The sequence below is a fragment of the Halopseudomonas phragmitis genome, assembly GCF_002056295.1.
In the GTDB taxonomy this organism is placed as follows: Bacteria; Pseudomonadota; Gammaproteobacteria; order Pseudomonadales; family Pseudomonadaceae; genus Halopseudomonas; species Halopseudomonas phragmitis.
Window position 1 is genome coordinate 2,404,046 of record NZ_CP020100.1, and the last position, 26,267, is coordinate 2,430,312.

Genomic DNA, 26,267 nt, shown 5'->3' on the forward strand with positions numbered 1-26,267 from the left:
CTGGCCACTGGAGACCATAATATGCGTAAACAAACAACTCTTCTGGGTGCCGGTGGATTGGCCCTGAGCCTGTTGGCAACCAGCGTCATGGCGCAGGGCGTCACTTCTGCGGAAATTGCCCAGTTGGGCAATACCCTGACGCCGGTCGGCGCCGAGCGTGCCGGCAACGCTGCAGGCACCATTCCCGAGTGGACTGGTGGCCTGGGCCCGGATGCCGGTCAGGCTCTGGCTGACAACTTCCAGACCAACCCGTTTGCGGGTGAACAGCCGGAATTCGTGATTACTGCTCAGAACTACCAGCAGTATCGCGACAATCTGAGCCCCGGCCAGATCGCTATGTTCGAGCGCTATCCGGAAACTTTCCGCATGCCGATCTACAAGTCGCAGCGGACCGTAGGCTATCCGCAGTACGTCTATGATCAGGTCAAGGCAACTGCTGGTCAGGCGCGTCTGGTCAACAACGGTGACGGGATCGAAAACTTCAGTCATGGCGTGTTTGCTTTCCCGATTCCCAAGGCTGGCGCCGAGGTAATCTGGAACCACAACACCCGCTACCGGGTGAACATCAAGCGCTGGTATATGCAGGCCATGCCGCAGACCAACGGCTCCTACACCCTGATCAAGCTGGAAGAAGAAGTCGGTTATCCGCAGTACATGCCGGATGTTGACGAGTCGGCCATGCCCAACACCCTGCTGTTCTTCAAGCAGCGTGTAAACGCACCGGCGCGTCTGGCTGGTAACGTGCTGCTGGTACACGACACCCTGGATCAGTTGAAAGAGCCGCGCATGGCCTGGGTATACAACGCTGGTCAGCGTCGTGTACGCCGCGCCCCGCAGGTTGCCTATGACGGCCCAGGTACCGCTTCGGACGGCATGCGTACTTCCGACAACTTCGCCATGTACAACGGCGCACCAGATCGTTACGACTGGAAGCTGATTGGCAAGAAGGAAGTCTACATTCCTTACAACAGCTACCGGATGACCGATCGTGACGTGAAGTACGCCGATGTGCTCAAGGCCGGCCATATCAACCCGGAACACACCCGTTTCGAGTTGCACCGGGTTTGGGAAGTGCAGGGCAACGTCAAGCAGGGTCAGCGCCACATCTACGCTCAGCGTAACTTCTTCGTAGATGAGGATTCCTGGATGATCACCCTGGCTGACCACTACGATGGTCGTGGCACGCTGTGGCGCGTAGGTGAGGGTCACCTGGCCTTCAACTACAAGCAGAAGCTGCCGGGTTACTCGATCGAGACCCTGTATGACCTGTTGGCTGGTCGTTACATCGCGCTGGGTATGTACACCGAAGAGGTGTCTGCACCGCAGTTCGACTTTGTACCGACCTACAACCAGTTCACCCCGGCCGCTCTGCGTGCTGCAGGTGTGCGTTAAGGTCTAAAGCTGCTCATAGATGTTTGGGTTTTAAGGGGCATCCTCGGATGCCCCTTTTTTTATTTGCGCTCGCAGGTCGCAAACAGCGCTCTCTACGGTGACCTAGGCCACAATCTGCTAAACTCCCGGCAACTTCCGTGACCATCAAAGAGCTCTGTCGCCTTGTCCAGCCAATCCCAGTTCAGCCAATTCAATCTGCACGAACGTATCCTCAAAGCCATCGATGCCCTTGGCTTCGAAGAGCCTACTGCCGTCCAGCAAGCGACCATCCCGGCCGCCCTGGATGGCGACGATCTCTACATCATTGCCCGTACCGGCAGCGGCAAGACTGCCGCCTATCTGCTGCCGATCCTGCAGCAATTGCAGCTCGATGAGAGCAAGCCCCTGGCACCTCGGGCTCTGGTTTTGTCACCGACCCGTGAATTGGCCAAACAGATCCTTGATGATGCCCAGCAGTTGGCCCGTTTTACCTTTCTCAAGGCCGAACTGGTCATCGGCGGTGAAGACTTCAAGGTGCAGGCGGCCAAGCTGCGCAAGAACCCGGATATCATCATTGCCACCCCAGGCCGTGCCCTTGAGCAACTGGCCGCCAGCAACCTGGATCTGACCCAGGTTCGTACCCTGGTAATCGATGAAGCCGACCGCATGCTTGATATGGGCTTCAGCGACGACGTTATCCGCCTGGCTGAAGCTTGCAGCGGTCAACCGCAAACCCTGCTGTGTTCCGCCACCAAGGGCAATGCCGGCCTGCGCCGGATGATCGATAAAGTGCTTGAAGAGCCGCGCTGGCTTGAGCTGGACAGCATTCGTGACGACACCCCGGCTATCCGTCAGCAGGTGGTCCCAGCCGATGACAACAGTCACAAGGAAGCGCTGCTCAAGTGGCTGCTGGCCAATGAGAACGCCGGCAAAGTGATTGTCTTCACCAACACCCGGGTCATGGCTGACCGGCTGAACGGCGTCTTGCGGGCAGCGGACATCCGCACCTATGTGCTGCATGGCGAGAAGGATCAGAAAGACCGCAAGCAGGCGATCGAGCGCTTCCGGCAGGGCCAGTTTGCCGTATTGGTGGCGACTGACGTGGCTGCGCGGGGCCTGGATATCGATGATCTGGATCTGGTTGTCAATTTTGATATGCCGCGCAGTGGTGACGATTACCTGCACCGGGTCGGGCGTACCGGCCGGGCCGGGGCCGAAGGGCTGGCAATTTCGCTGGTGACACCTCATGAATGGAACCTGATGTCGAGCATTGAGCGCTATCTGCGCCGTCAGTTCGAGCGGCGGGTGGTCAAGGAGGTGCCCGGCAGTTTCAAGGGGCCGAAGAAGGTCAAGGCATCTGGCAAACCCGTTGGCGCCAAGAAGAAAAAGGCCGACAAGAAAACCGCCAAGCCGAAGAAGCCCAAAGCGGCCAAGCCCGCTGCCAAGCGCAAGCCGTCAGGCGCGCCCCAGGGCCAGGTGGTTGCCAGCCCCGACGGTCTGGCCCCACCCAAACGCCGCTAAGTGTCGGCTACCTGTGTAGCCGCCGCCGGCACAGGTAGCCATAGCCACCGATCAGCACCAACCCGGCAACGATACCAGCGCCGTTGGCATACAGATCATTCCAGTCTGCCACCCGCATGGGGTGGAATGACTGCACATACTCAATCAGCACACCAACACCAAACAGCAAAAGCCCTCGCAGCCACCAATACCAGCGCGGAAACGCCAGATAGCTCACCAGCGTCAAAGCAAACAGCCCGACAGCATGGTACAGATCACTTTGCCAGTGGTAAGTGGCTGGTGCCGGAGTAGGGCGCATGCCCAGATACAGTGCCAACAACAGCATCAGGAAAAACAGCAGCTTGAACATCGGGCGAAAGGCCAGCCAGTACCGCACAATCCTTAGCCACATGGTCTACCCACCAAACTGCCAACTGAGTGCATCAATCGTCATTACTCCGGATATCGTCAACGGGCACAATCACTTCCTGGCGCGACAGGGTCGGCAGCATCTGGCTGATCGTGCGGTTCCAGCGAGTCAGGCCGGTTGCACCAACAAACACCAGATCACCAGCCTTCAGCCTGAAATCACCGGCAAGCAGCAGGGCTTCGGGGGCGCTCGCATCCAGGTGGAAGCGCTGGGTGTATTCGCCAGCATCACGCATGACCCAGATTGCCCGCGGGTCCGCCGCATCCTGGCACAAACCGCCAGCACTCATCAGAGCCTGCAACAGGGTCAGGTTCTGCTCGGAGCCTAGTTGCCGGGGAGATTGTACCTCGCCCAACACTGTGACCGGTTTGTATTCCAAGCGTTCAAGATTCAACAGGTCGCCAGCGCGCAATAACAATTGAGCTGCGGCGGCAGACTGCACGGCCTCTGCCGGCAGTTCGTAGCGCGTGTCATCACGGGTCAGCGTCAGCAAATACTGTGGTTTGGCCTGATAATCCAACTCCAGCAACGCTTCATGCAGTGACAGTGGCTGGCCGGGTAGTGGCAGGCTCGCTCTGCCGTTGAAGCCCGGACCCAGCAGCACGCGGCGGCTATTGGCCTGAGCCAGGCGCACATCCACCTGGGGATTGTCGATAAAGCGTGACAACTGCTCGGTCAGTGCGTGACGAAGCTGCGCCGGAGTCAGGCCGCTGGCGCGAATCTGGCCAACAAAGGGGAAAAACAACACGCCGTTGGCATCAACGGCCCGCACATTGACCCCGCCCTGTTGCTCTGCGCCGCCAGGCACGGTCAATTCGGGATAATCCCACACGGTAATGTACAGCTCGTCCAGTGGCCCGAGCCGGTAAGGCTGTGGCTCAGCCTGGAGTAATTCTTGTGGCAACTGTGCCTGCGCAGGGGAGGCTTGCTGCTGAATCAGTGCCTGATCAATGCTGATTAACTGGGCTTCGGCATCCATCCGGCCAACGGCTGGCTGATGCAGACCAGGCGCCAGCGCGCAGGCTTGCAGCAAAACGGCGGTGGTAATGACTGTCCATAGGCGATAAGAAAACATGAGGTGCTCCTGGCCTCGTCCGGTTGCTTGCTGAAATTCAGGGGCAACATGGTAACCCGTATTGGCTGGCATGCCGAATCGACAAAGCGTGCACTGGCGCACTCTGCGGTATGGCGCAATGACATACACTTGCCGCTTACCGACGACGCACAGGGAGTGCCCGGCATGACAACCACTTACCCCTTCATCGAGCATCACGGCGCCACGCAGGGCGTTACCGGCTCCTGCCATCAGCTCTGGTTGAGTGCCAAAGACAGCCTGCTGATCGACTGCGGCCTGTTTCAAGGCGTGGAAAGCTCCGTTCAAGGAGCTGGAGCCCATAGCCTTGTCATCGAATTCAAACTCGACAGCGTCAAGGCCCTGATCGCCACCCACGTACACATTGATCATATTGGCCGCTTGCCCTGGCTGATCGCTGCCGGCTTCAAGGGGCCTGTGTACTGTACCGAGCCTTCGGCCATGCTGATGCCCACCGTGCTGGAGGATGCCTTCCTGGTTGGCGTGCAGCGTGACCGTGAGCTGGCCAGCAGGTTTGTTGGCATGGTTCAGCCGATGCTGCGAGGCCAGCCCTATGCCCAATGGATTGAAGTGATTGGGCGGGACGACCTGCGCTGTCGCATCCGCTTCAAACCCGCCGGGCATATCCTGGGTTCGGCCTGGGTCGAATGCGACGTACATTACCCCAACGAAAACCGCAGCAAACGGATCGTCTTTTCCGGCGACCTGGGCGCCCCGCACGCGCCCTTGTTACTAGCACCCGGCAATGCCTGGCGCGCCGATACCGTAGTGCTGGAAAGCACCTACGGCGACCGCCTGCATGAAGACCGCCGCAGCCGCCGCCAACGCTTTCAGCGAGTACTGGAACATGCCCTGGCCGATGGCGGCACCGTACTCATTCCCGCATTCAGCATTGGCCGCACCCAGGAACTGCTCTACGAGCTGGAAGACATAATCCACTCATGCACAGCGCAAACAGCTACTCCCCCTGGGAGCCTGGAGCATCTGCTCCAGGACGGGGATGCACGTAAGTCCAGAGCGGGAGCAGATGCTCCCGCCTCCCAGCACCTACCCACCAACTGGCCAACCCTACCCATCATCCTCGACGCCCCACTAGCCAGCCGCTTCACCGCCCTATACCGACAACTCAAACCCTACTGGGACAAAGAAGCCCTCAAGCGCATCGCCAATGGCCGCAAGCCCCTGGCCTTCGACAACCTGCTCACCGTCGAAACCCACGCCCAACACCTGGCCATGGTCAATCGCCTGGCTCACACCCGCCAGCCCGCCATTGTCATCACCGGCAACGGCATGTGCAGCGCCGGGCGCATCGTCAATTACCTCAAGGCCATGCTGGGTGACCCTCGCCACGACGTGATCTTCGTCGGCTACCAGGCCAAAGGCACCCCCGGTCACGCCATCCAACAGCACGGCCCACGCGGTGGTTATGTCAACCTGGAAGGAGAGCGCATCCAGATCAAGGCTGGCGTCCACACCTTGGGCGGCTACTCCGCCCATGCCGACCAGAAAGGCCTGGTGAACTTCATCACCCGCATGCGCCACTGGCCCAGTGAAGTACGGCTGGTGCATGGTGATCCTGAGGCGAAGGAGGGGTTGGCCAGAAAGCTGAAACAGCACGCTGAAGATAAATGCAAGGAAATGAAAATTATTATCCCTTAGTGAGTGGCTGGTGGTCATTTTTAGCCTGATGATGTTTTTTTGATATCCATTTAATGTTTGTGAGGCATTATGGCTTGCGTGGCCAAGGTCATGGCTCTGCAACCCGTCAGAATGTTCAGGCAAATGGTCTTGTCAAGCCTTGTAACACAACAGAAGCCGTGTAACATTCCGAGCTAAGACACTCCTTATCAGGGTGTAAGTCGCTTTATAAAAGGGATCAGCTTGTTCCCGGTTTCGAAGCAAAGGCTTAACACGCAGTGGCTCAAAGCCTGCGCTAGAAGGCAAGAATGTCGAATACAGCAAGCTCGGAATGGTATCTGATACAGTGCAAGCCCCGTCAGGAGCTTCGTGCTGAAGAAAACCTGCGCAAGCAGGGATTCGCATGCCTGTTGCCGCTGTGCTGGACGGAAAAGATCAGGCATGGAAAGCGCCAGTTGGTTCAAGAGCCCTTGTTCCCTGGTTATCTGTTCATCAACCTCTGTCAGTTGACTGACAGTTGGTATTCCATCCGCTCCACCCGAGGTGTGCGCCGGCTTGTCACTTTTGGCAGTCTGCCGGTAGCTATTTCCTCACCCATCATCGATGGCATTCAAGCCCGCCTGGCGCAAGTGGGGGCCAAGCCCCTGTTTCAGCATGGTGATTCAGTCGTTATCACTGAAGGCCCGCTGAAAGACCTCACAGCAATTTTCAACTGCTGTGATGGCGAAGAGCGCGCAGTGATTCTCCTTACCCTGCTTCAGCGTGAGCAAGCCGTAAAAATCAGGCTGGGCGCGCTCAAATCGATAGCTTGATCACAGAGTGTTTCTGAATTTTTCTCTGGAATTGGGGTCAGTTCCAGGTAGGGCCTTATGGTCCATGACAATTTGCTCAATACCTGTCCTCAAGAAAATGACGCTTAATCTTGGGGCGGTAGCGTGCTAGAAGTAGTCCAGTCTAGAGGCATATATTGTGCGTGGCTGAATAGCTGAATAAGTGCCGCCGGGGCCGTTTTGATGGCTGAAAATCATGAGGCGGTAGGGGCATGCACGCGGTTATAAAGGGAACTAGAAGTGAAATTGATACCTGTAATAATGTCTGGTGGTGTTGGCAGTCGACTCTGGCCAGTATCCAGAAAGACCCACCCAAAGCCGTTTATGCTGCTGCCGGATGGACAAAACCTGATTCAGAAAACCTTCTTGCGAGCTACGGGTCTTAATAATGTGGCCGAGGTGATGACAGTTACCAACCAGGAGCTGTTCTTCAAGACCGAGGACGAGTATTTGCGGGCTCGTAAGGTTCGCAGTCCTCTGAGTTTTATACTAGAGCCCTTCGGTCGTAATACTGCAGCTGCTGTTGCTGCTGCTGCGCTGGAGTTGGAGAGCGTATACGGCTCGGACGCCCAGATGCTAGTGCTTGCTGCAGATCACTTGATTGTTGATCAGCCAGCCTTTGCCAAGGCTGTCAGCAAGGCTCAGACTTTGGCTGCCGATGGTTGGCTGGTGACCTTTGGAATTCAGCCTGAGTATCCTGAAGTCGGTTTCGGTTATATCGAAGCAGACACTGATATGCCGCTGGGCGACGGCTTGAAAGTGCAGCGTTTTGTTGAGAAGCCTGATCTTGCTACTGCTCAGGAATACCTGACAGCTGGGAACTACTATTGGAACTCTGGTATGTTTTGCTTTCGCGTTGGAAGCGTTCTAGATGAGTTGCGTAAGCACGCAGTGGATGTGCTTGAGGCCATACGGGTAACTCTCGAACAGTCGCAACTCAGTGAAGGGGATATGCACCGCTGCCTGCGCTTGAATGTCAAGCACTTCGCCGAAGTGCCGGATATTTCTATCGACTACGCGTTGATGGAACGTTCTGATAGGGTAGCCACTGTACCTTGCGATATCGGCTGGAGCGATATCGGTTCCTGGAATGCTTTGAGCGAGCTCACAGCAGCGGATGATACCGGAAACCGCTTGGAGGGCGAGGTATTAGTTCATGATGCGCGCAATAACTACGTGCGAAGCCCTGAGCGCCTTACTGCGTTGGTTGGGGTGGACGATTTGATTGTCGTAGACACTCCCGATGCTGTGCTGGTAGCACACAAGAACCATGCACAAGAGGTCAAAAACATCGTCAGCCAACTCCAGAAGAGCGGTCATGATGCCCACTTGCTACATCGTACCGTTCACCGGCCTTGGGGAACCTACACTACCCTGGAAGAAGGCGAGCGCTTCAAGATCAAGCGTATTGTTGTCAGGCCTGGTGCATCTCTGTCTTTGCAAATGCATCATCACCGAAGCGAACACTGGATTGTAGTCAGTGGCATGGCGCGTGTGGTTAATGATCAGCGCGAGTTGCTGCTCAATACCAACGAATCTACCTTCATCTCCGCCGGTCACAAGCATCGGCTAGAGAACCCCGGTGTTATAGACCTCGTGTTGATTGAGGTACAAAGCGGTGATTACTTAGGCGAGGACGATATTGTTCGATTTGAAGATAACTACGGTCGTGCCTGAGTCAAGCATGCAGAGTGATACATGAAGGTCTTGCATTTTTACAAGACCTACTACCCCGAGTCGATTGGAGGGGTAGAGCAGGTCATTTATCAGATTGCCTCTGGCGTTAAAGAACATGGAGTAGTCTCCAGCGTTCTTTCATTGAGTAGAGGTAATAATTCAGAGCCCGTGAGTATTGGTAGCCATACTGCTCACAAGGCAAAAATGGACTTCGAAATTGCGTCGACAGGCTTTTCCCTGTCTGCGTTCTCACGCTTCAAGGACTTGGCCAGTGAAGCTGATATCGTTCATTATCACTTTCCTTGGCCTTTCATGGATCTTGTGCATTTCGTCTCTAATATCCAGAAACCAACGCTTGTGACCTACCACTCAGATATTGTCCGTCAGGCTTTATTGCTGCAGCTTTATCGCCCCTTGATGGATAGGTTTTTGAGGAGTGTGGACCGCATTGTTGCTACTTCCCCAAATTACGTAAGCACTAGCCAAGTTCTGAGCAAGCACCTCGATAAAGTTGAAGTTATCCCTATCGGCATCAATAAGGCTGCTTATCCTGCGCCTTCGGCTGATACTCTTGCGCTTTGGCGTGACCGGTTTGGCGAGCGTTTTTTTCTATTCGTCGGTGTTCTGCGCTATTACAAGGGCTTGCATATCCTTCTGGAGGCTATGAAAGGCGCCGATTACACATTGGTGATTGTTGGCACTGGCCCGGTAGAGCAAGATCTCAAAGAGCAGGCCCTACATGACGGGCTGGATAATGTCTTTTTCACCGGGGCCTTGCCTGAGGAAGACAAGGTAGCACTGTTGCAGCTCTGTTACGGGGTCACCTTTCCTTCAAATCTAAGGTCTGAGGCCTTCGGCATTTCCTTGCTAGAAGGTGCAATGTACGGCAAGCCGATGATCTCAAGCGAAATCGGAACGGGAACCAGCTTTATCAATGCCCACGATCAGACAGGTTTGGTTGTTCCCCCCGGTAACTCTGCACTACTCAGAGCAGCTATGGATATGCTTTGGGACAACCAAGAGCGTGCAGTCACCATGGGGGCTCAAGCGCAAGCGCGTTACTGGGAGCTGTTTACTGCAAGCCGCATGGCGCAGAGCTACGCTGATTTATATGCCGAGCTGCTAGCCGCTAAATCAGAATAGCAAGAAAGTAGGTACTACTCATCGAATTGATAGCGGCCTCGGGCCGATAGTAAAAGGAAGGAAGCATGACCCATAAAGTTGCACTTATCACTGGCGTTACTGGACAAGACGGCGCCTATCTTGCCAAGTTCCTTCTGGACAAGGGCTACATCGTTCATGGCATTAAACGCCGCTCGTCATCCTTCAATACGGATCGTATTGATGGTCTTTATCAAGACCCACATACTAAAAATCGTAATTTCGTCCTGCATTATGGCGACCTGACTGACACCAGTAATCTTGTGCGAATTATTCAGGAGTGTCAGCCCGATGAAATCTACAACCTTGGAGCCCAGAGCCATGTTGCTGTGTCTTTTGAGTCCCCAGAGTACACGGCAGATGTGGATGCACTAGGTGCCCTGCGAATTCTAGAAGCCATTCGTATTCTCGGTTTGGAAAAGAAAACTCGTTTCTATCAAGCTTCGACCTCCGAGCTTTATGGCTTAGTACAAGAGATTCCGCAGAAGGAAAGCACGCCGTTCTACCCGCGCTCGCCGTACGCGGTTGCCAAGCAGTTTGCTTACTGGATGACGGTCAATTATCGTGAGGCTTACGGCATCTATGGCTGCAATGGCATCCTGTTTAATCACGAATCACCGCTGCGCGGCGAAACTTTCGTGACCCGCAAGATCACCCGTGGCTTGACTCGTATCGCTGTGGGTCTTCAGGACTGTCTTTATATGGGGAACATGAGTGCCTTGCGCGACTGGGGGCATGCTCGTGATTACGTGGAAATGCAGTGGCTTATGCTGCAGCAGGAAACACCGGACGACTATGTAATTGCTACCGGTCGCCAGTATTCTGTACGCCAATTTATAGAAACCTCCGCACGTATGCTTGGCGTCACCGTAGAATGGCGTGGCGAGGCTGAAGAAGAAATCTGTGTGGTCAAGAGCGTGGATAATCAAGCCGTCACTGGCATGAATGCAGGTGATGTTATCGTGCGTGTGGATCCTCGCTACTATCGTCCGACTGAGGTTGAAACGCTGCTGGGTGATCCTAGCAAGGCCAAGCGCGAACTGGGCTGGGAGCCTAAAATCACATTCGAAGAACTGGTCGCTGAGATGGTTGCCGAAGACCTCAAGCTTGCACAGCGCGACGCGCTAATCGAGGAAAACGGGTACCAGATCATGTCCTACCATGAGTGATTGGCGAGCATAGAGAGCAGAGTCTAATGATCACACTTCCCCTTACTACTCGTATCTATGTTGCCGGTCACCGTGGCATGGTCGGTTCGGCTATTGTCAGAAAGCTGCGTGCGCAGGGCTATGAAAATATCGTGACTCGTACCCATGCTGAGCTTGATCTGACCTCTCAGGGCGATGTTCGGGCCTTCTTTGCAGAAGATAGCATTGAATACGTTGTATTAGCTGCCGCCAAAGTGGGCGGTATCCATGCCAATAACGAGTACCCAGCCGATTTTATCTACGAAAACCTGATGATCGAATGCAACGTCATACATGAAGCATTTACTGCTGGTGTGAAGAAGTTGCTATTCCTTGGTAGCTCGTGCATATACCCCAAGCTGGCTAGTCAGCCCATGCAGGAAAGCGCCTTGCTTACCGATACGCTTGAAAGTACCAATGAGCCCTATGCAATCGCCAAAATTGCTGGGATCAAGCTGTGCGAGTCCTATAACCGCCAGCACGGTACTGACTATCGTTCGGTGATGCCGACCAATCTTTATGGCCCTTACGACAACTATCACCCGGAAAATAGTCACGTCATTCCTGCTCTGATTCGCCGCTTTCACGATGCAAAGCGCAATGACGCGGAAGAAGTTGTTATCTGGGGTACTGGCAAACCAATGCGTGAATTTCTACATGTTGATGACATGGCTGCAGCCTGCATCCATGTGATGAACCTTGATGCCGAGATCTATCAGGCCAATACTCAACCTATGCTTTCGCACATCAATGTTGGTACCGGCTGTGATGTAACCATTCGCGAGCTTGCCGAATCGCTTGCTGATGTTGTTGGTTACAAGGGGCGGATCATCTTCGATAGCAGTAAGCCGGATGGTTCGCCGAGAAAGCTAATGAACGTTGATCGCCTGAGAGCTCTGGGGTGGCAGTATAAGATTGAGCTCAAGGAAGGGCTCGCATCGGCGTACCAATGGTATGTTGACAATCTGGATGATGAAGCCATCAGGCTTTGAGGCGTTCGATGCTTTATGGTTTCGTGAAAGACCTGGTTCGGTTCAAAGGCATGATCTTTGAACTGGCCAGGCGCGACTATCAACAACAGAACCAGGGCTCTTATCTCGGGTTCGTTTGGAATTACTTACAACCCCTGCTGTACATCGGCGTACTGTATGGCGTTTTCACTCTGGGCTTTCGCCAGGGAGCCGTACTGGATGGTTTGCCTTTCGGGCTCTACCTGCTGAGTGGGATGGTCTGTTGGCTGTATTTTGCGGCCAACCTGTCGTCTATCACCGGAGTCATTAGTGCCTATTCATTTCTGGTGAAGAAGGTTGATTTCAGGCTCAGCGTGTTGCCCTTCGTCAAGCTGCTGGGCTCCCTGCTACCGCATGTCGTCCTCATTGCGTTGCTGCTGGTACTTGCCAGCTTGAGTGGCTATCCTCCGGGGGTGCACAGCCTGCAACTGCTGTATTACTACCTGTGCATGGCGGCCTTGCTCATTGGGCTGGGTTGGATTACTTCATCCACCAGCCTGTTTGTGAAGGACATTCGCAACGCGGTTGGCATCGTCACTCAATTTGGCCTGTGGTTGACACCAATATTCTGGAGCATTGCTCAGGTCCCTCAGCAGTACCAGTGGATAGCCAAGCTCAATCCGGTCTATTACCTGGTCACGGGCTATCGCGACAGCATTACTGGATCACATTATTTCTGGCAGCGTCCGGAGGAGGGCTTAATCTTCTGGTCAATTACTCTGCTTCTGCTCGCCCTGGGTACGATGGTATATCGCAGGTTGAAGCCTCATTTCGCGGAGGTCGTGTGATGGAGCAGCCTGTTATATCCATCCGGGATGTCTCCAAGTTCTACAAACTGTACAAAGTTAGTAGGGACCGCCTGAAAGAGGCTTTGCACCCATTTGGCAAAAAGTACCACGAGGATTTTTATGCTATTCGTGGCTTGAGCCTCGATGTAAGAAAGGGCGAGATCCTGGGGATTGTCGGGCGTAATGGATGCGGTAAATCGACGTTGCTCAAGTTGATATCGCGTGTGTTGACACCTAATAGTGGTGAAATTCGCGTCCATGGCAAGGTCACGGCGTTGCTCGAACTGGGGGCGGGCTTCAATCCAGAGTTTACCGGACGAGAGAATATCCGTTTCTACTCTACGATCCTTGGGCTGTCAGCAAAGGAGATAGACGCCCTGACCCCGGTAATTATCGAGTTTGCTGAGTTGGGCGAATTCATTGATCAGCCGGTAAAGACTTATTCTAGCGGTATGAAGTCCAGGCTTGGTTTCGCAGTGGCTGTCCATGTTGAACCTGATATCCTTATTCTTGATGAAGTGCTCGCCGTGGGGGATGCCGTCTTCAAGCGCAAGTGTTTTGCAAAAATGGAGGAGTTTTTCAATGCAGGCAAGACAGTCCTTTTTGTTTCACACGATGCGAGTGCTGTGAACAAACTTTGTAATCGAGCGGTACTTATACATGATGGCGGTATCATCCTTGACTCTGTGCCGAAAGAAGTAACCAAATTTTATGAGAAGCTGATTTTCGCTAAAGAAAAAGACAGGGCTGCCATACTGTCTGAGATAAAGGCTTTTAATGCGCAGGAAGCACCGTCTATTGATGAGCGAGTTAGTGAAAATTCAGAGGCTTTGCTAGAGTCGTCAGCCGCCATCGCCACCGCGGAAAAACTTGAAGCTTATTACGTTAAAGGGTTGGTTCCAAAGTCTACGGTTAACTATGCCTCGGATCGTGCTGAGATTATCGATCCTCACTTTACGACTCTTTCAGGTAAACGTGTAAATGTCTTGGTTAGCGGAGAGGAGTACTTGTATGTGTACAGCGTAAGGTTCAAAGACGCTGCACGCAATATCTCATTAGGTATGCAAATAAAGGATGTTCATGGTTTGCCAATCACAGCAGCGTCGCTTCATTATGATGTGAATGGCTTGATTGAAAGCATACCTGCCGGTAAAAACATAAGAGTTCAGTGGCGATTCCTTTGTTCATTGCTCGCGGGTCACTTTTATACAAATGCTGGGGTGGCCGAAATAGTAGGTGGTGAGCCGGTATTCCTTACTCGCATGGTTGATGCGGCCGTGATCAAGGTGATCGTTGATAATAAAAGGATTGCGCGCGGTATAGTCGATATGGGGCAAGCCCCTGAATGGGAAATGCTTTAAGAGGGCTAGATATGCGTGATGACCAACTGATTTTCATGATTTCACTACCCCGCAGTGGTTCGACCATGCTGCAGAAAATACTAGGAACTCACAGTGAAATCTATACGCGCTCCGAGCCATGGTTGATGTTACATCCACTCTATGCGCTAAAGAACGATAATATTCAGACTACCTATAATGCGCGGTTGGCGGCAGATGGTGTGCATGATTTTATCTCTGGTATGGGCGAGGATGGGGAAAGTCTTTACTACCAGAATATACAGTCTTGCTATTTGTCTATGTATGAACCGTATTTGCAGTCCAGTGGTAAGTCACGCTTTCTCGATAAAACACCGCGCTACTATGAAGTTTTTGATGAGCTGCAACGTACTTTTCCACGCGCAAAATTTATTATTATTTATCGTAACCCGCTGGCGGTTTTGAATTCCATTTTAGAAACTTGGGTCAAGGGGCGCTTCGAGCTTTTAAAGGGCTACAAGAGTGATCTTGAACAAGGTCTGGAATTTCTGACGCGTGATTTTTCAAATTATACAAATACTTACTGTGTTTATTACGAGGAGCTGTTGGCGAGTCCTGAAGACCAGGCCCGTTTGCTTTTTGATTTTTTGGAGTTGGACTTCGATCCTCAGTGCATAAACTACGGCAAGGCTCCAGCGGAGAAGTGGTTGTACGGCGATCCGAAAACAGTATATGAGAAAGATTCTCCGGATGCTGTGCATGCGGATGAGTGGGTAAACAAACTGAGCAATCCGGAGTCGTATAAAGTGATTGCTGAGTATTTCCAGTGGCTGGGCAAGGACCGCTTGGAACAACTGGGCTACGATGCTGATCAACTGGAGGCTCAACTGAAGGAGGCTCGTGAGACCTATTCGCACCCTGATGATATCAAGCTGTCGTGGCGTAGTTTGATGCGCAGTGAGAAAGGTTTGCTGGAAGATGCCCGAAAACAACTGGCGACGTTGAACAATACAGTCCGAAGCCTACGAGATAGAAATAAAATTGTCGAAGATCGGCTTAATGAGTCCCGAGAACTACTAAAACAGAAAGATATACGTATAGATGATTTTCACAAGATAGTTCAAGGAAAGGATCTGCTAAACAAAGACCTTAACGAACTGATAGCCAGCAAAAACTCCAGAATTGAAGGGTGCCAACTGGACATCAAGGTCAGGGATGAGCAACTCCGAGCATTGAGAGAAGAGAACAGAGCTCGGGATGACCAGATTCAGGTGTTGGTTGAAGAGGGTAAGGCTCAGGTTAAAAAGCTGCAGGAGTTTGCTGAACAGCTAGAAGAGAAAGAAAAACTGATTGGGGCTAGGGATGAAGACCTAGAGTCTGTGCAAAGCAAGGTCGATGTCCTTGAAGGATTGTTGAAGGAAAGCGTTAAAGAGATCCAGGAAAAAGAAAGGGAAATAGAAGAAAAATGTGCACGGACAGAACGACTTGAAGAGGTGCTAGATGTGTTGCTTGATGCGAAGGAAGAACTTGTGGCGCATAAATTACTGTTTAGTCCACGAAAAAAGATTAATGCTTATAGGGATTTGTTAGTTAAGTTTAGGGCTGTCCGTGATCGTGAATAAGAGTTTGTTTTGCTTTCTTGGGAAAGCGTAATGGTATTTGAACTGTTTAACGGTTATAAGGGGGGGGTGAGGTGGGAAAGCCTGTATTTTCAGTTGTAACAGTTGTGCGTAATGCGAAAGAGTCACTTCAGAAGACAATTGATAGCGTTTTATCTCAGGTTTTTGACGGTGTGGAATATATAATTGTAGACGGGGGGTCTACTGATGGTACTCTTGATGTTATAAAAAAAAATACAAGTGAAGTCTCTGCTTGGATAAGTGAGCCTGATTCCGGTATTTATGAGGCGATGAATAAAGGGGTCTCGTTGGCAACTGGGCAATGGGTAAGCTTTATGAATGCTGGGGATGTTTTTGTTGACGAGTTTGTGCTTTCTAAAGTTGCGGAGTCTCTGAAAGGTGATGCTGGTGTGATGTATGGTGATCGCTATTATGTGACAGCTAATGACGGCCGAGTTTTGCAGAGATCAAAGCCTGTCACCACAATTTTTGAGCGCATGCCTTTTGGGCACCAGGCTGCTTTTGTGCGAAGAGATATATTAAAAATTTTTGGCTTTAATGAGACTTATAAGTTTGCTGCTGATTATGACCTGTTTGTACGTCTTTACATGCAAGGGGTTGTGTTTGAATTTGTTGATTTCCCTATTTGCGAATTTGAAGCAGGCGGCCTAAGCGAATCTGGTCTTCGCCCGTATCTCGAGGTTTTGAAGGTTCTTCTTGATAATACATCAGACAAGGAAGTTATTTCGAGAAATGTTTATTTTAAAAAATTCTTAGAGGTGGGTAGGGGGTTGGCTTTGAAGGTTGTTGAATAAGTGAGGTTGTAAAGTTTGTAAGAGTGTTTTTGGGAGGTGCGTGTGAGTGACTCTTCTTTTGATCTTGAACCAAGGCATAAGCCATATATTTCAATTGTTATTGGTAGCTTTAATCGATTTAAGATGATTCGTCTATGTATTCAGGCGGTAAGGGACGAGCTCTCTGGTAAGGCGCTTGAGATAATTGTTATTGATGGAGGGTCTACTGATGGCACGTTGCAGTGGCTGCTTGAACAGAAAGATGTCATCACAATAGTACAGCACAATCGCGGTGAGTGGCTAGGTAAGAAGATTCAGCGAAAGCCTTGGGCTTATTTCATGAATTTGGGATTTAGGGCTGCATCAGGGAAGTTTGTATGTATGCTCAGTGATGATTCATTAATTGTTCCTGGAGCTATAAATAATGGCCTTGACCTGTTTGAAGAGAGGCTCTCGCTGGGAGAGAGGTTAGGGGCTGTTGCGTTTTATTTTAGGGACTACCCTCTGCGTAAGAAATATGCTGTTGCGGTGAATGTTGGTAATCTATACGTTAATCATGGTATTTTTTTGAAGCAAGCTCTTGAAGAGTCTGGTTATTGTGATGAGAACTATCACTTCTATTTTTCAGATACTGATCTTGTCTTAAAGATAAAAGATCATGGGTATACCTGCATTCCTTCTCCGAAGTCATTTGTTGAACATTATTTCGAAGCAACACCCGAATTGCGTGCTGCTAATAATGATGCTAAGAAGGTAGAGGATAGGCTGAGGCTAATAGAGAAATGGAAAGGGCGGGCGTACCCTGAAAATAACTATAAGAACTACTTGAAACACGTTGGTTATTGGGATTATCACCCAGAAGAATATATTGATGAGTCCGGGACGATTGAAAGGCTTATGAGGGCTTATCATGATTGATTATGATCAGGTTCTTTATGCTGATCGCTACGGTCTTGTCCAAAGGGCGGGTATAGGGCGAAGAGGGAATCTTCTTGTTGCAATAAAGAATCTATTTTTTACAGTCTTTAGGTTTCCGGAGTGTCGTTCTTGTGAGTTTCTGTTTTTTCGTAGCTTGGTGCGAGGAGACTATAAAAACCTGCTTTCAGATGTTGCTTCGTCGGTTGGTTCGGGTGAAAGGGTAATAGTTGAGGATTACATAAGAAAGTCATCTAAGCCTGCGCTCAGAGCTTTCTGGGTTGTTTTTAAGCTATTGCCAAGGTTCTTCTCGTTTAAGGCAGATAGCTTTTATGAGAGGGTTTTTCTTTATCTGCGGCTGTGTTTTTATTATAGGATTCTAGCTGCTGTTTCAAAGTTCGAGTTTGGTGTGCTAGTGCTTTTTGCGGACATGCAGCCGACAGAAAACCTCCTTGCGCAATATTTTAGAAGAAAAGGAAAGAAGACAGTTACGTTACAGCATGGGTTGTATGCAGACTATCGCGATTACCCAACAGTGAATGTTATTAATTATCTTCATCAGCCCTCGGAGTATTTTCTTGCATGGGGGCGTGACACTGCTGAGCTAATTTGCCGCTCAGGTGACAATCGAAAGGTCGTAATCTGCGGAAAGCCGAGTGTTGCTGTATCTTCTCCTGTTAAGAAGGCTAGAGAGGAGGGCAAGGCTGAGGGGCTTAAGTACTTTACAGTGGTTCTGGATCAAAATGTTTTTCAGGAACAGAATGTAGAAATGCTCGGGCTGATGGTTGAATACGCAAAGAGCAAAGATCTAATAATGAATGTTCGATACCATCCCGGTAACAATAGGAGGTTTTATGCTGATCTATGTGCCGGCTGCGTCTCAGATTTAGACTTGGATGGCTCTGTTTTTGTGGTTGGGCATACGAGTTCGTTGTTGCATGAAATGATGGTTTTAGGGGTTCCGGTTTTTAAATTTTTGTCCGATATTCCTTGCGTTACGTTTCCTGATGATCTTGTATTTGACTCGATAGATGACTTGCGTAAAGTGATGGGCGCGGCAAGAGAAACAGATTTTCGATCTTTATCTAATGAATATATTGCATATTTTGGAGATGAATCATTAGAGAAGTATGGCGAGTTTTTTTCTGCGCTAAAAAATGATCGTGCTGTCGCTCTTTATGAGCGGCTATGAGGAGGGTTGGAATGAAGAGTGACGTGATAATTTTGGACTGCACCCTTCGTGATGGCGGTTATTATAACGCCTGGAACTTTGATCATGGGCTGGTCAACGATTATCTCCAGGCTATGTCCGCACTCGGTGTGAGTTACGTTGAGCTGGGGCTGCGATCACTGCGTAATGATGGTTTTAAGGGGGCTTGTGCCTTTACTACCGAGGAGTTTGTTAGCACCTTGCAGGTGCCGGACAACCTAACACTAGGCGTTATGGTCAATGCTGTTGAGCTGGTAGACCCTAACACTGACTTGCACTTGGTGCTTGAGAAGTTGTTCCCAGTTGATGCGGAAAATTCTCGAGTGAAACTGGTGCGTATTGCCTGCCATGTTCACGAGTTTTCCAAGGCACTGCCTGCCAGTGCCTGGTTAAAGGAGCGGGGGTTTTCTGTTGGCTTCAACCTGATGCAGGTGGCTGATCGCAGCCAGGAGGAAGTCGAGGCACTGGCTGAGGAAGCACTAAAATGGCCATTAGATGTGCTGTATTTTGCTGACAGCATGGGCAGTATGGGGCCTGATCAGTGCTCACAGATCATCCGTTGGCTTCGTAAGCTTTGGCAAGGCCCTTTGGGTATTCACACCCATGACAACATGGGGTTTGCCTTGCAGAATAGCCTGCGGGCGATGGACGATGGAGTTACCTGGCTTGATGCGACTGTTACCGGAATGGGGCGTGGGCCTGGTAATGCCAAAACGGAGTATCTGGTGCTGGAGCTGGCTGACCATGGGCATCTTAAGCCTAATATCACTCCGCTAATGGGTCTAATCCGAAAGTTCTTTCTGCCCATGCAGCAGCAGTGTGGCTGGGGCACCAATGCTTTCTATTATTTAGCCGGCAAATATGGCATTCATCCGACTTATATCCAGGAGATGCTTAGTGACTCGCGTTACAACGAGGAGGATATTCTGGCTGTTATTGAGCATTTGCGGGTTGAGGGTGGTAAGAAGTTCAGTGCACATACGTTAGATGCAGCGCGTCACTTTTACCAAGGTAACCCGCGAGGCCAGTGGCACCCTGCAGAGGTTCTGGTTGGGCGTGAAGTATTGATTCTTGGGTCTGGACCGGGAGTTGAGGCGCACCGTTGCGCGCTCGAGCGTTATATTCGTCATGCCCGCCCCTTCGTTATGGCGCTAAATACGCAGTCGATGGTTGCTGCTGAGCTGATCGATGCTCGAGTGGCTTGCCACCCGGTACGCTTGTTGGCTGACTGTGCCGAGCATACGCGCCTACCTCAGCCGTTGATTACTCCGGCAAGTATGCTGCCAGAGGATGTGCAGTACTCGTTGGCTGGAAAACCTTTGCTGGATTTTGGTTTAGGTGTACAGAAAGAGACCTTCGCCTTTGCTGAGACTTACTGCGTATTGCCTTGCTCATTGGTGATTGCTTATGCACTGGCCGTTGCCAATAGTGGCAAAGCATCCCGAGTCATATTGGCAGGTTTTGATGGTTACACTGCTGATGATCCCCGTACCACTGAAATGCAATCCCTACTTGGTGCCTACATGGCATTGGAACAGCGCGTAGAACTCTGTTCTATAACACCTACGCGATACACCATCCCCACTAAATCCGTTTACGCTATCTAATTAATATTATGAAAACTGTAGTAATAATTCCTGCTCGCTATAAGTCCTCGCGCTTTCCAGGTAAACCCTTGGTTCCGCTGTTAGGAAAACCTATGATTCTTTGGGTGGCGGAGCTCTCTGCAAAGGCTGTTGGTAAAGAAAATGTTTATGTTGCAACGGATGATGAGCGTATTTCAGGGGTTGTCCAACAGGCTGGATTTTCAGCAGTGATGACTGGCGAGGCGGCTTTGACGGGTACTGATCGCCTAGCAGAGGCCGCAAAGCAAATTGATGCCGATATTTATATTAATGTGCAGGGCGATGAGGCGGTTATCGACCCAATAGACATTTGCAAGGTGCGCGACACGAAAATCGAGCACATGGATACAATTATCAATACTTACTGTTGGATTTCGGAAGAAGAAAATCCTGATAGTGTCAATATTCCCAAAGTCATCACTAATGAGCAAGGTCGCCTTGTCTATATGTCTCGCAAGGCGCTTCCCGGCTATAAGGACGAAAAGAATGCGCCGGCACGTTACAAAAAACAAGTCTGTATTTATGGGTTCACCAGGCAAGAGCTCTTGGCATTTCAAACGTTTGGCCGGAAAAGCGCTCTGGAATCCTGTGAGGATATCGAAATTCTTCGCTTCCTAGAAATGGATAACCCTGTGTTGATGGTTGAGTCTTCAGGCGGAAGTCTGGCTGTAGATGTACCGGATGACGTCGCACCTGTAGAAGCTGCACTTAGGCGGGTGCATGGGCTATGAAGATAACTGATTATAAGACACTAGTTTTCGATTGCGATGGTGTTGTGCTCGACTCCAACAAAGTCAAGACTCAAGCTTTTTATAATGCTGCTCTACCATACGGCTCAGTTGCTGCTGATGAGTTACAGCGTTTCCATACGACAAATGGTGGAATATCGCGCTACAAAAAGTTTGAATATTTGCTGAGCGAGGTTGTCGCTAATGATGCGGTTGGCCCTGATCTTGGCAGCTTGCTTAATGCTTACGCAACGGAGGTTCGTCAGGGGCTGCTTAAATGCAAGGTGGCTGACGGGTTAGCTGAACTCCGAGAAATGACTTGTAATAGCAGGTGGTTAATAGTTTCTGGGGGAGATCAATCAGAGCTGCGTGAGGTGTTCGAGTCTCGTGGGCTTTCTGAGTTATTTGACGGTGGTATTTATGGCAGCCCGGATAACAAGGAGGAAATTCTTCAGCGTGAGATAGCAAGACGGAATATTGTGAGACCCGCGCTTTTCCTCGGTGACAGCCGCTATGATCATGTTGCCGCAGCTTTAACCGGGATTGATTTCTTGTTCATTCGCGGTTGGAGCGAGTTTAAAGGGCATGCTGACTACTGCGCTGAGCATCGCCTGCCTGTAATAGATGCACTCAAGGACCTGTTAGGTGGTGATACTCGTGAGCTAAATGGCTGAAGTGTGAAACCAAATCCTGAACGTCAGCCTGTTGTTAGTGTGATTGTGCCGGTGTTAAATAATCGGGATGGCTTGGTACATGCTCTTAACTCACTGGGGATAGAAAATCAGCTATTGGAAGTTATTGTAATCGACGGTGGATCTGTAGATGGAACTGTCGATGAAATTATTTGCCGTGATAAAAATATTGCCTACTGGGAGACCGGAAAGGATCAAGGGATTGCTGATGCATTCAATCGGGGCATTGCGCGTGCAAAAGGTGAATACATTGCTATATTAAATAGCGATGACTACTGGCTACCTAACACATTGAGGCGGTTTTTAGTCGCGCACAAAGAACAGCCACAAGCAGACATTTTTTATGGTGCTGTCCGATACGTTGACCCGGTGAGCGGTTATGCCTACACGCGTTCGCCCCGTTTGAATGCTATGAAATACCGAATGTGGCTCTTTCATCCTGCAATGTTTGTGAGGCGAAGCAGCTATTTGCGGATAGGTCTGTACGATCCGGCTTTTACGCATGCGATGGATTCGGAGTGGTGTCATCGGGCGATGGCTATGGGGGAGAGGTTTGTGCAGGTCCCTTCAGTGCTGGCGAATATGTCGTTGCGCGGGGTTAGTGATCGGGAATACCGTATAAGCTTGAAACAGTATCGAGATTCATTAATAAAGAATAAGGTATGTAGTAAGCTGGAGGCGCACTTTTATTGCTTCTTCTTTAGCTCCCTCAAGAGGCTGATGTTACAAAGATGGATGTATCCTCTGAAGCTGCTGCGCGACAAGCTTGTTAGATAGCTTTTTATGCTTGATTTATGTTGTATTATTCTTGTTTATTGTTTTTGTAGAAGTGTCTGCATGGTTTTTGAGCAAGCCTTCTCCCAGCTGAATTTTTTTAATTGCTCTGTAGTGGACTCTGCATGCTTTTTATATGCAGTGGTGTCTGTTAGCAGCTTAGCTATTGCTTGGCTGATACTGGCGGTATCATGAGGGTCAACCAAAAGTCCGCCAGCTCCAGCCACTTCGGGCATTGAGCTGACGTTGGATGTGAGTGCTGGTATTCCAAATTGAAATGCTTCAAGAATAGGTAGGCCAAAGCCTTCATACAAAGACGGCATTAACAGTAGTTTTGCCTTGGAGTAAACATAGCCGAGGTTTTCATTGCTGATGGCGCCCAGTACAGTTGTGTGATCAGTTAAGCCAGCGCGCATTATCATTTCTTCGAGTGATAGTTTCCAGCCGTGACCGCCAGCCAGAACCAGTGGGTAATTGTCTTTTATTTTGCTAGGTAAGCAAGAGTATGCCTCTAGTAACCTAAGCAAGTTTTTTCTTGGTTCAGGGGTGCCAACAAATAGCAGGTATTGATCAGGAAGGTTCTCCAGTGGGGATAGGGTGTCGAATCGGCTGGCACCACAGGGTATGACATTTATTTTGGCCTCAGTGCGTGGATAGAAATGGATAATTTCACTGCGGCTTGCATCTGAGATTGTAATTATTTTGTTTGCGCGTTTTATAGAGTAAGGCATTTGTAAGCGCTCGGACCAGTACTGTAAGAAACGCATGCTTTCGGGGAATCGCTTCCACGTCATGTCATGGATTGTCAGCACCGTATTCAGTGTGCTGGGGAGGTATAATGGGAGATGATGTCTGGGCGACCAGAATACGTCTATTGAATCCTTTCTTAGTAGGGCTGGAAGTTTAAAATGATACCAGATCATTTCGGTCAAACTGTTCTGGGATTTTCCGAATCTTGTGGTGACGTTGGGGCGGAGAGGAATATCAACCAAGATAGGGCGGTCGGAATATAGAACCCAATGTACCTCCTGTGCTTGCATCAACCGATTCAGGAGCTCGCTGGTGTAACGCCTGATACCGGATAACGGTCGGGCTAACGGCCTGCAGTCCACACCAATTTTAATCATGCGAGTGTCCACTATTGAGATTGTCTTGTGCTAGATTTTAGTTGCTTTGTGATTTTCGAGTAAAGGGTTTGTGCAATAATGACTGGCGTAAAGTTTTCTGGTTAATGGTAAGCTCGTTCGTAAAATTTATTTGAAGTGGGTTGCATGAATAAGAACACCAACATTACCTGGCAGGCCAGCAAAGTCAATAAGACTGAGCGGTCTAAGCAAAAACACCAGCAGCCGTGTATCCTTTGGTTTACTGGTTTGAGTGGGGCTGGTAAGACGACCCTTGCCAACGCTCTAGAGCAGAAGCTGTTTGAACTCAACCACCATACCTATTTGCTCGATGGCGATAATGTCCGTCATGGCCTGAACAAAGATTTGGGTTTTTCCGATGCAGACAGGCAAGAGAATATTCGCCGTATTGGTGAGCTGGCAGCGCTCTTTGTTGATGCAGGGCTGTTGGTATTGGCGGCGTTTATTTCGCCGTTTCAAACTGAGCGCCGTCTGGTTCGCGAGTTGGTGGGACCTGATGAATTTATAGAGATTTATGTAGCCACCCCCTTGAGTACCTGTGAGCAACGTGATCCCAAGGGGCTGTATAAAAAGGCACGGGCCGGTGAAATACGCAATTTCACGGGTATCGACTCGGAATATGAAGCGCCAGCCAATCCAGAGCTGGTAGTCGATACTTCGGTGCAGACGCTTGACCGGTCGGTTGAGCAGATTGTGGCGTTTCTGAAGGCGCGGGGCATACTTAAGGAGGCTTGAGATGCAGGCCTGTGTGTATTCAACAGCGACGCCGATGAGTTGGCGTGTAAGTCCCCATTTGGCTGAGGGCGCAAGGCTGCAGCCGGTATCAATACATTACCGTGTGATCAGTTAGCTGGCTTTATCTGGGCCATGCAGCGACAGTGCTTGCCAGTGGTCCCTGAGTAGCATTAAAGCGTATTGTGTTGGCTCCTTAAGTATCCTTAATTAGGGCTGCAAGCCCATCGAATGATTGCCGCTAGGGGATGAACACTACGTGGAACTGGATGCCATTTTAACCTTGGTGGTGCTTGCCGGTGTGTTGTTGTCACTGGCAGTTACCCGCCTACCCGCTGATTTGATCTTGATGGCAGCTTTGGCTTTTCTGGTTGTCAGCGGGATTCTCACTCCTCCTCAGGCTTTGGCGGGGTTTGCCAATACAGGAGTAATAACCATTGCTACGCTTTATGTCGTTGCGGCTGGTTTGAAGGAGACTGGCGCCGTGCAGTGGGTTGCTTCGCGCTTGCTCGGGCAGCCCCATTCAATTCGGGGTGCTCAAGTCCGTATACTGTTGCCAACCAGCGTGCTCAGCGCATTCATGAACAACACCACGGTAGTAGCTATGTTCATTCCAGCGATTCAGGCGTGGTCTCAACGCTTGCAGATTTCGGCTTCCAAACTGCTTTTACCGCTTAGCTACGCCACTATTCTTGGGGGCACCTGCACGCTGATTGGCACCAGTACCAATTTGGTGGTTGACGGGTTGTTGCGTAGTGAGACGGGGACGCATCTGGGGTTGTTTGAGCTGGCTTGGGTAGGCATACCTCTGTTGTTGGTTGGGGGTGGCTTTATGGTGCTGTTTGCAGACAAGTTGCTGCCGAGCCGGGGCGGGGTCGCCGAACAGTTGGAGTTGGTGCGTGAGTATGGGGTTGAGGTCGAGGTGGAAAGCCCAGGGCCGCTGGTGGGCAAGACCATTGCTCAGGCCGGGTTGCGTAGCCTGTCATATGGCTACCTTGCGGAGATTGACCGTCTGGGTCGCTTGATTACTGTAGTGGAGCCAGATCGCATGCTCCAATCAGGTGACAAACTGTATTTTATTGGTGCTCCGGAATGTGCGAGTGAGCTGCGTCGTATTCAGGGACTGAAACCGGCTAATGGTAGTATTCACAAGCTCGATGTAGAGAACCATCAACGTTGTATCGTTGAGGTGGTCTTGAGTGCTGAGTTTCCTGCTTTGGGTAAAACGGTGCGGGAGTCGATGTTTCGTACTCGGTTTAATGCGGTCATCCTGTCTGTTTCTCGTGAGGGCAACCGTATTCCGGGCAAGCTGGGTGATATTCGCTTGCGGATGGGGGATACGCTTTTGCTTGAAGCAAGTCACCAGTTTGTTGAGCAGTACCGTTTCCGCCGCGACTTTCTGCTAGTCAGTGCGTTGAATGACTCTACGCCTCCGGACTTTCGTAAGGCGCCCTTGGCTTTGGGCATCTTGCTGGCAATGGTTGTGGTTTCGGCATTCGGTCTGCTGTCAATAATGGAGGCTGCCTTCCTGGCTGCCGGGGCAATGATTGCTACTCGCTGTATTACAGCCAGTAAGGCTCGGCGCTATATAGATCTGCCGGTTCTCATTGTTATTGCTGCATCCTTTGCGTTGGGCAATGCAATGAGGGTTACAGGCGCTGCCGAAAGCATTGCCGGTTTGATGTTGATCAGTGAGAGCATGTCGCCTTGGCTAGCTTTGGCATTGGTGTATTTGCTGACAGTCGCATTCACGGAGCTGATTACCAACAATGCGGCAGCGGTATTGATGTTCCCAATTGCCTTGGCTTTGGCTGAGCAACTGGGCGTGAACCATTTACCGTTCGTGATCGCGGTGATGTTCGCAGCGTCAGCCAGTTTTATCACTCCGCTCGGGTATCAGACCAATCTGATGGTATATGGGCCTGGTCGTTATCGGTTCTCCGACTATCTAAAGATAGGAATTCCGCTGAGTGTGCTGGTAGGCACAACGGCGGTCGCATTAATACCTTTGGTATGGAATTTCTAATGT

At 50.7% G+C, this 26,267-nt stretch carries 23 protein-coding genes; 20 read left to right on the top strand and 3 right to left on the bottom strand.

Annotated features, from left to right (window positions below; all coding sequences use genetic code 11):
- Positions 1-21 precede the first annotated feature (21 nt).
- Positions 22-1,392 carry a DUF1329 domain-containing protein gene (locus BVH74_RS11095; protein ID WP_080050132.1) on the top strand — a complete coding sequence of 457 codons (1,371 nt, stop codon included), beginning with the start codon at positions 22-24 and terminating at the stop codon, positions 1,390-1,392.
- A 162-nt stretch (positions 1,393-1,554) separates the two neighbouring features.
- The gene (locus tag BVH74_RS11100) at positions 1,555-2,892 is read left to right on the top strand and encodes a DEAD/DEAH box helicase (RefSeq protein WP_080050133.1); all 1,338 of its coding nucleotides are present in this window, start codon (positions 1,555-1,557) and stop codon (positions 2,890-2,892) included.
- A gap of 7 nt (positions 2,893-2,899) precedes the next feature.
- On the opposite strand, the gene BVH74_RS11105 is transcribed toward BVH74_RS11100, so the two are convergent.
- Both BVH74_RS11105 and BVH74_RS11110 read right to left on the bottom strand, forming a co-directional pair.
- Entirely contained in the window at positions 2,900-3,283 is a 384-nt protein-coding gene (locus BVH74_RS11105; RefSeq protein ID WP_119701879.1) for a VanZ family protein, read from the bottom strand.
- A 31-nt stretch (positions 3,284-3,314) separates the two neighbouring features.
- The gene (locus BVH74_RS11110) at positions 3,315-4,376 is read right to left on the bottom strand and encodes a polysaccharide biosynthesis/export family protein (protein WP_177344526.1); all 1,062 of its coding nucleotides are present in this window, start codon (positions 4,374-4,376) and stop codon (positions 3,315-3,317) included.
- 165 nt (positions 4,377-4,541) lie between these two features.
- Between BVH74_RS11110 and BVH74_RS11115 the strand changes: the two genes are divergently transcribed.
- From BVH74_RS11115 to BVH74_RS11190, 16 genes are all read left to right on the top strand, one after another.
- Positions 4,542-6,053 (top strand): MBL fold metallo-hydrolase RNA specificity domain-containing protein, encoded by a 1,512-nt coding sequence (locus BVH74_RS11115; RefSeq protein ID WP_080051704.1) that lies wholly within the window; start codon positions 4,542-4,544, stop codon positions 6,051-6,053.
- Positions 6,054-6,340: 287 nt separating this feature from the next.
- Positions 6,341-6,844: a transcription/translation regulatory transformer protein RfaH gene (rfaH, locus tag BVH74_RS11120; RefSeq protein WP_080050136.1), complete on the top strand. Its 504-nt coding sequence runs from the start codon at positions 6,341-6,343 to the stop codon at positions 6,842-6,844.
- Positions 6,845-7,102: 258 nt separating this feature from the next.
- Positions 7,103-8,539: a mannose-1-phosphate guanylyltransferase/mannose-6-phosphate isomerase gene (locus tag BVH74_RS11125; RefSeq protein ID WP_080050137.1), complete on the top strand. Its 1,437-nt coding sequence runs from the start codon at positions 7,103-7,105 to the stop codon at positions 8,537-8,539.
- Positions 8,540-8,560: 21 nt separating this feature from the next.
- Positions 8,561-9,682: a glycosyltransferase family 4 protein gene (locus BVH74_RS11130; protein ID WP_080050138.1), complete on the top strand. Its 1,122-nt coding sequence runs from the start codon at positions 8,561-8,563 to the stop codon at positions 9,680-9,682.
- Positions 9,683-9,747: 65 nt separating this feature from the next.
- Positions 9,748-10,869, top strand: coding sequence for a GDP-mannose 4,6-dehydratase (gene gmd / locus BVH74_RS11135; RefSeq protein WP_080050139.1), 1,122 nt, complete (start codon positions 9,748-9,750; stop codon positions 10,867-10,869).
- A gap of 26 nt (positions 10,870-10,895) precedes the next feature.
- Positions 10,896-11,879, top strand: a complete 984-nt coding sequence (fcl, locus tag BVH74_RS11140; protein WP_080050140.1) for a GDP-L-fucose synthase — start codon at positions 10,896-10,898, stop codon at positions 11,877-11,879.
- Between the two features lie 8 nt (positions 11,880-11,887).
- On the top strand, positions 11,888-12,685 hold the full coding sequence (locus BVH74_RS11145) for an ABC transporter permease (RefSeq protein ID WP_080050141.1): 798 nt from the start codon (positions 11,888-11,890) through the stop codon (positions 12,683-12,685).
- Complete coding sequence (locus BVH74_RS11150; RefSeq protein ID WP_080050142.1) at positions 12,685-14,046, top strand: ABC transporter ATP-binding protein; 1,362 nt, start codon at positions 12,685-12,687, stop codon at positions 14,044-14,046. The genes BVH74_RS11145 and BVH74_RS11150 overlap by 1 nt, the downstream gene beginning before the upstream one ends.
- 11 nt (positions 14,047-14,057) lie before the next feature.
- Positions 14,058-15,626: a sulfotransferase family protein gene (locus tag BVH74_RS11155; RefSeq protein WP_177344527.1), complete on the top strand. Its 1,569-nt coding sequence runs from the start codon at positions 14,058-14,060 to the stop codon at positions 15,624-15,626.
- A 71-nt stretch (positions 15,627-15,697) separates the two neighbouring features.
- Positions 15,698-16,438, top strand: a complete 741-nt coding sequence (locus BVH74_RS11160) for a glycosyltransferase family 2 protein (protein ID WP_080050144.1) — start codon at positions 15,698-15,700, stop codon at positions 16,436-16,438.
- Between the two features lie 42 nt (positions 16,439-16,480).
- Positions 16,481-17,335: a glycosyltransferase family 2 protein gene (locus BVH74_RS11165; RefSeq protein ID WP_155121711.1), complete on the top strand. Its 855-nt coding sequence runs from the start codon at positions 16,481-16,483 to the stop codon at positions 17,333-17,335.
- Complete coding sequence (locus BVH74_RS11170) at positions 17,328-18,524, top strand: hypothetical protein (RefSeq protein ID WP_080050146.1); 1,197 nt, start codon at positions 17,328-17,330, stop codon at positions 18,522-18,524. The genes BVH74_RS11165 and BVH74_RS11170 overlap by 8 nt, the downstream gene beginning before the upstream one ends.
- An 11-nt stretch (positions 18,525-18,535) precedes the next feature.
- Positions 18,536-20,149 (top strand): aldolase catalytic domain-containing protein, encoded by a 1,614-nt coding sequence (locus BVH74_RS11175; protein WP_080050147.1) that lies wholly within the window; start codon positions 18,536-18,538, stop codon positions 20,147-20,149.
- A gap of 8 nt (positions 20,150-20,157) precedes the next feature.
- Complete coding sequence (locus tag BVH74_RS11180) at positions 20,158-20,898, top strand: 3-deoxy-manno-octulosonate cytidylyltransferase (RefSeq protein WP_080050148.1); 741 nt, start codon at positions 20,158-20,160, stop codon at positions 20,896-20,898.
- Positions 20,895-21,569, top strand: coding sequence for an HAD family hydrolase (locus tag BVH74_RS11185; protein ID WP_080050149.1), 675 nt, complete (start codon positions 20,895-20,897; stop codon positions 21,567-21,569). The genes BVH74_RS11180 and BVH74_RS11185 overlap by 4 nt, the downstream gene beginning before the upstream one ends.
- A gap of 3 nt (positions 21,570-21,572) precedes the next feature.
- A complete protein-coding gene (locus tag BVH74_RS11190; protein ID WP_080050150.1) occupies positions 21,573-22,364 on the top strand; it encodes a glycosyltransferase family 2 protein in 792 nt (263 codons plus the stop codon).
- Between the two features lie 35 nt (positions 22,365-22,399).
- On the opposite strand, the gene BVH74_RS11195 is transcribed toward BVH74_RS11190, so the two are convergent.
- The gene (locus BVH74_RS11195) at positions 22,400-23,488 is read right to left on the bottom strand and encodes a glycosyltransferase family 4 protein (RefSeq protein WP_080050151.1); all 1,089 of its coding nucleotides are present in this window, start codon (positions 23,486-23,488) and stop codon (positions 22,400-22,402) included.
- 144 nt (positions 23,489-23,632) lie between these two features.
- Between BVH74_RS11195 and cysC the strand changes: the two genes are divergently transcribed.
- Entirely contained in the window at positions 23,633-24,241 is a 609-nt protein-coding gene (gene cysC, locus BVH74_RS11200) for an adenylyl-sulfate kinase (protein ID WP_080050152.1), read from the top strand.
- 256 nt (positions 24,242-24,497) lie between these two features.
- Positions 24,498-26,264, top strand: coding sequence for an SLC13 family permease (locus tag BVH74_RS11205; protein ID WP_080050153.1), 1,767 nt, complete (start codon positions 24,498-24,500; stop codon positions 26,262-26,264).
- Positions 26,265-26,267 lie beyond the last annotated feature (3 nt).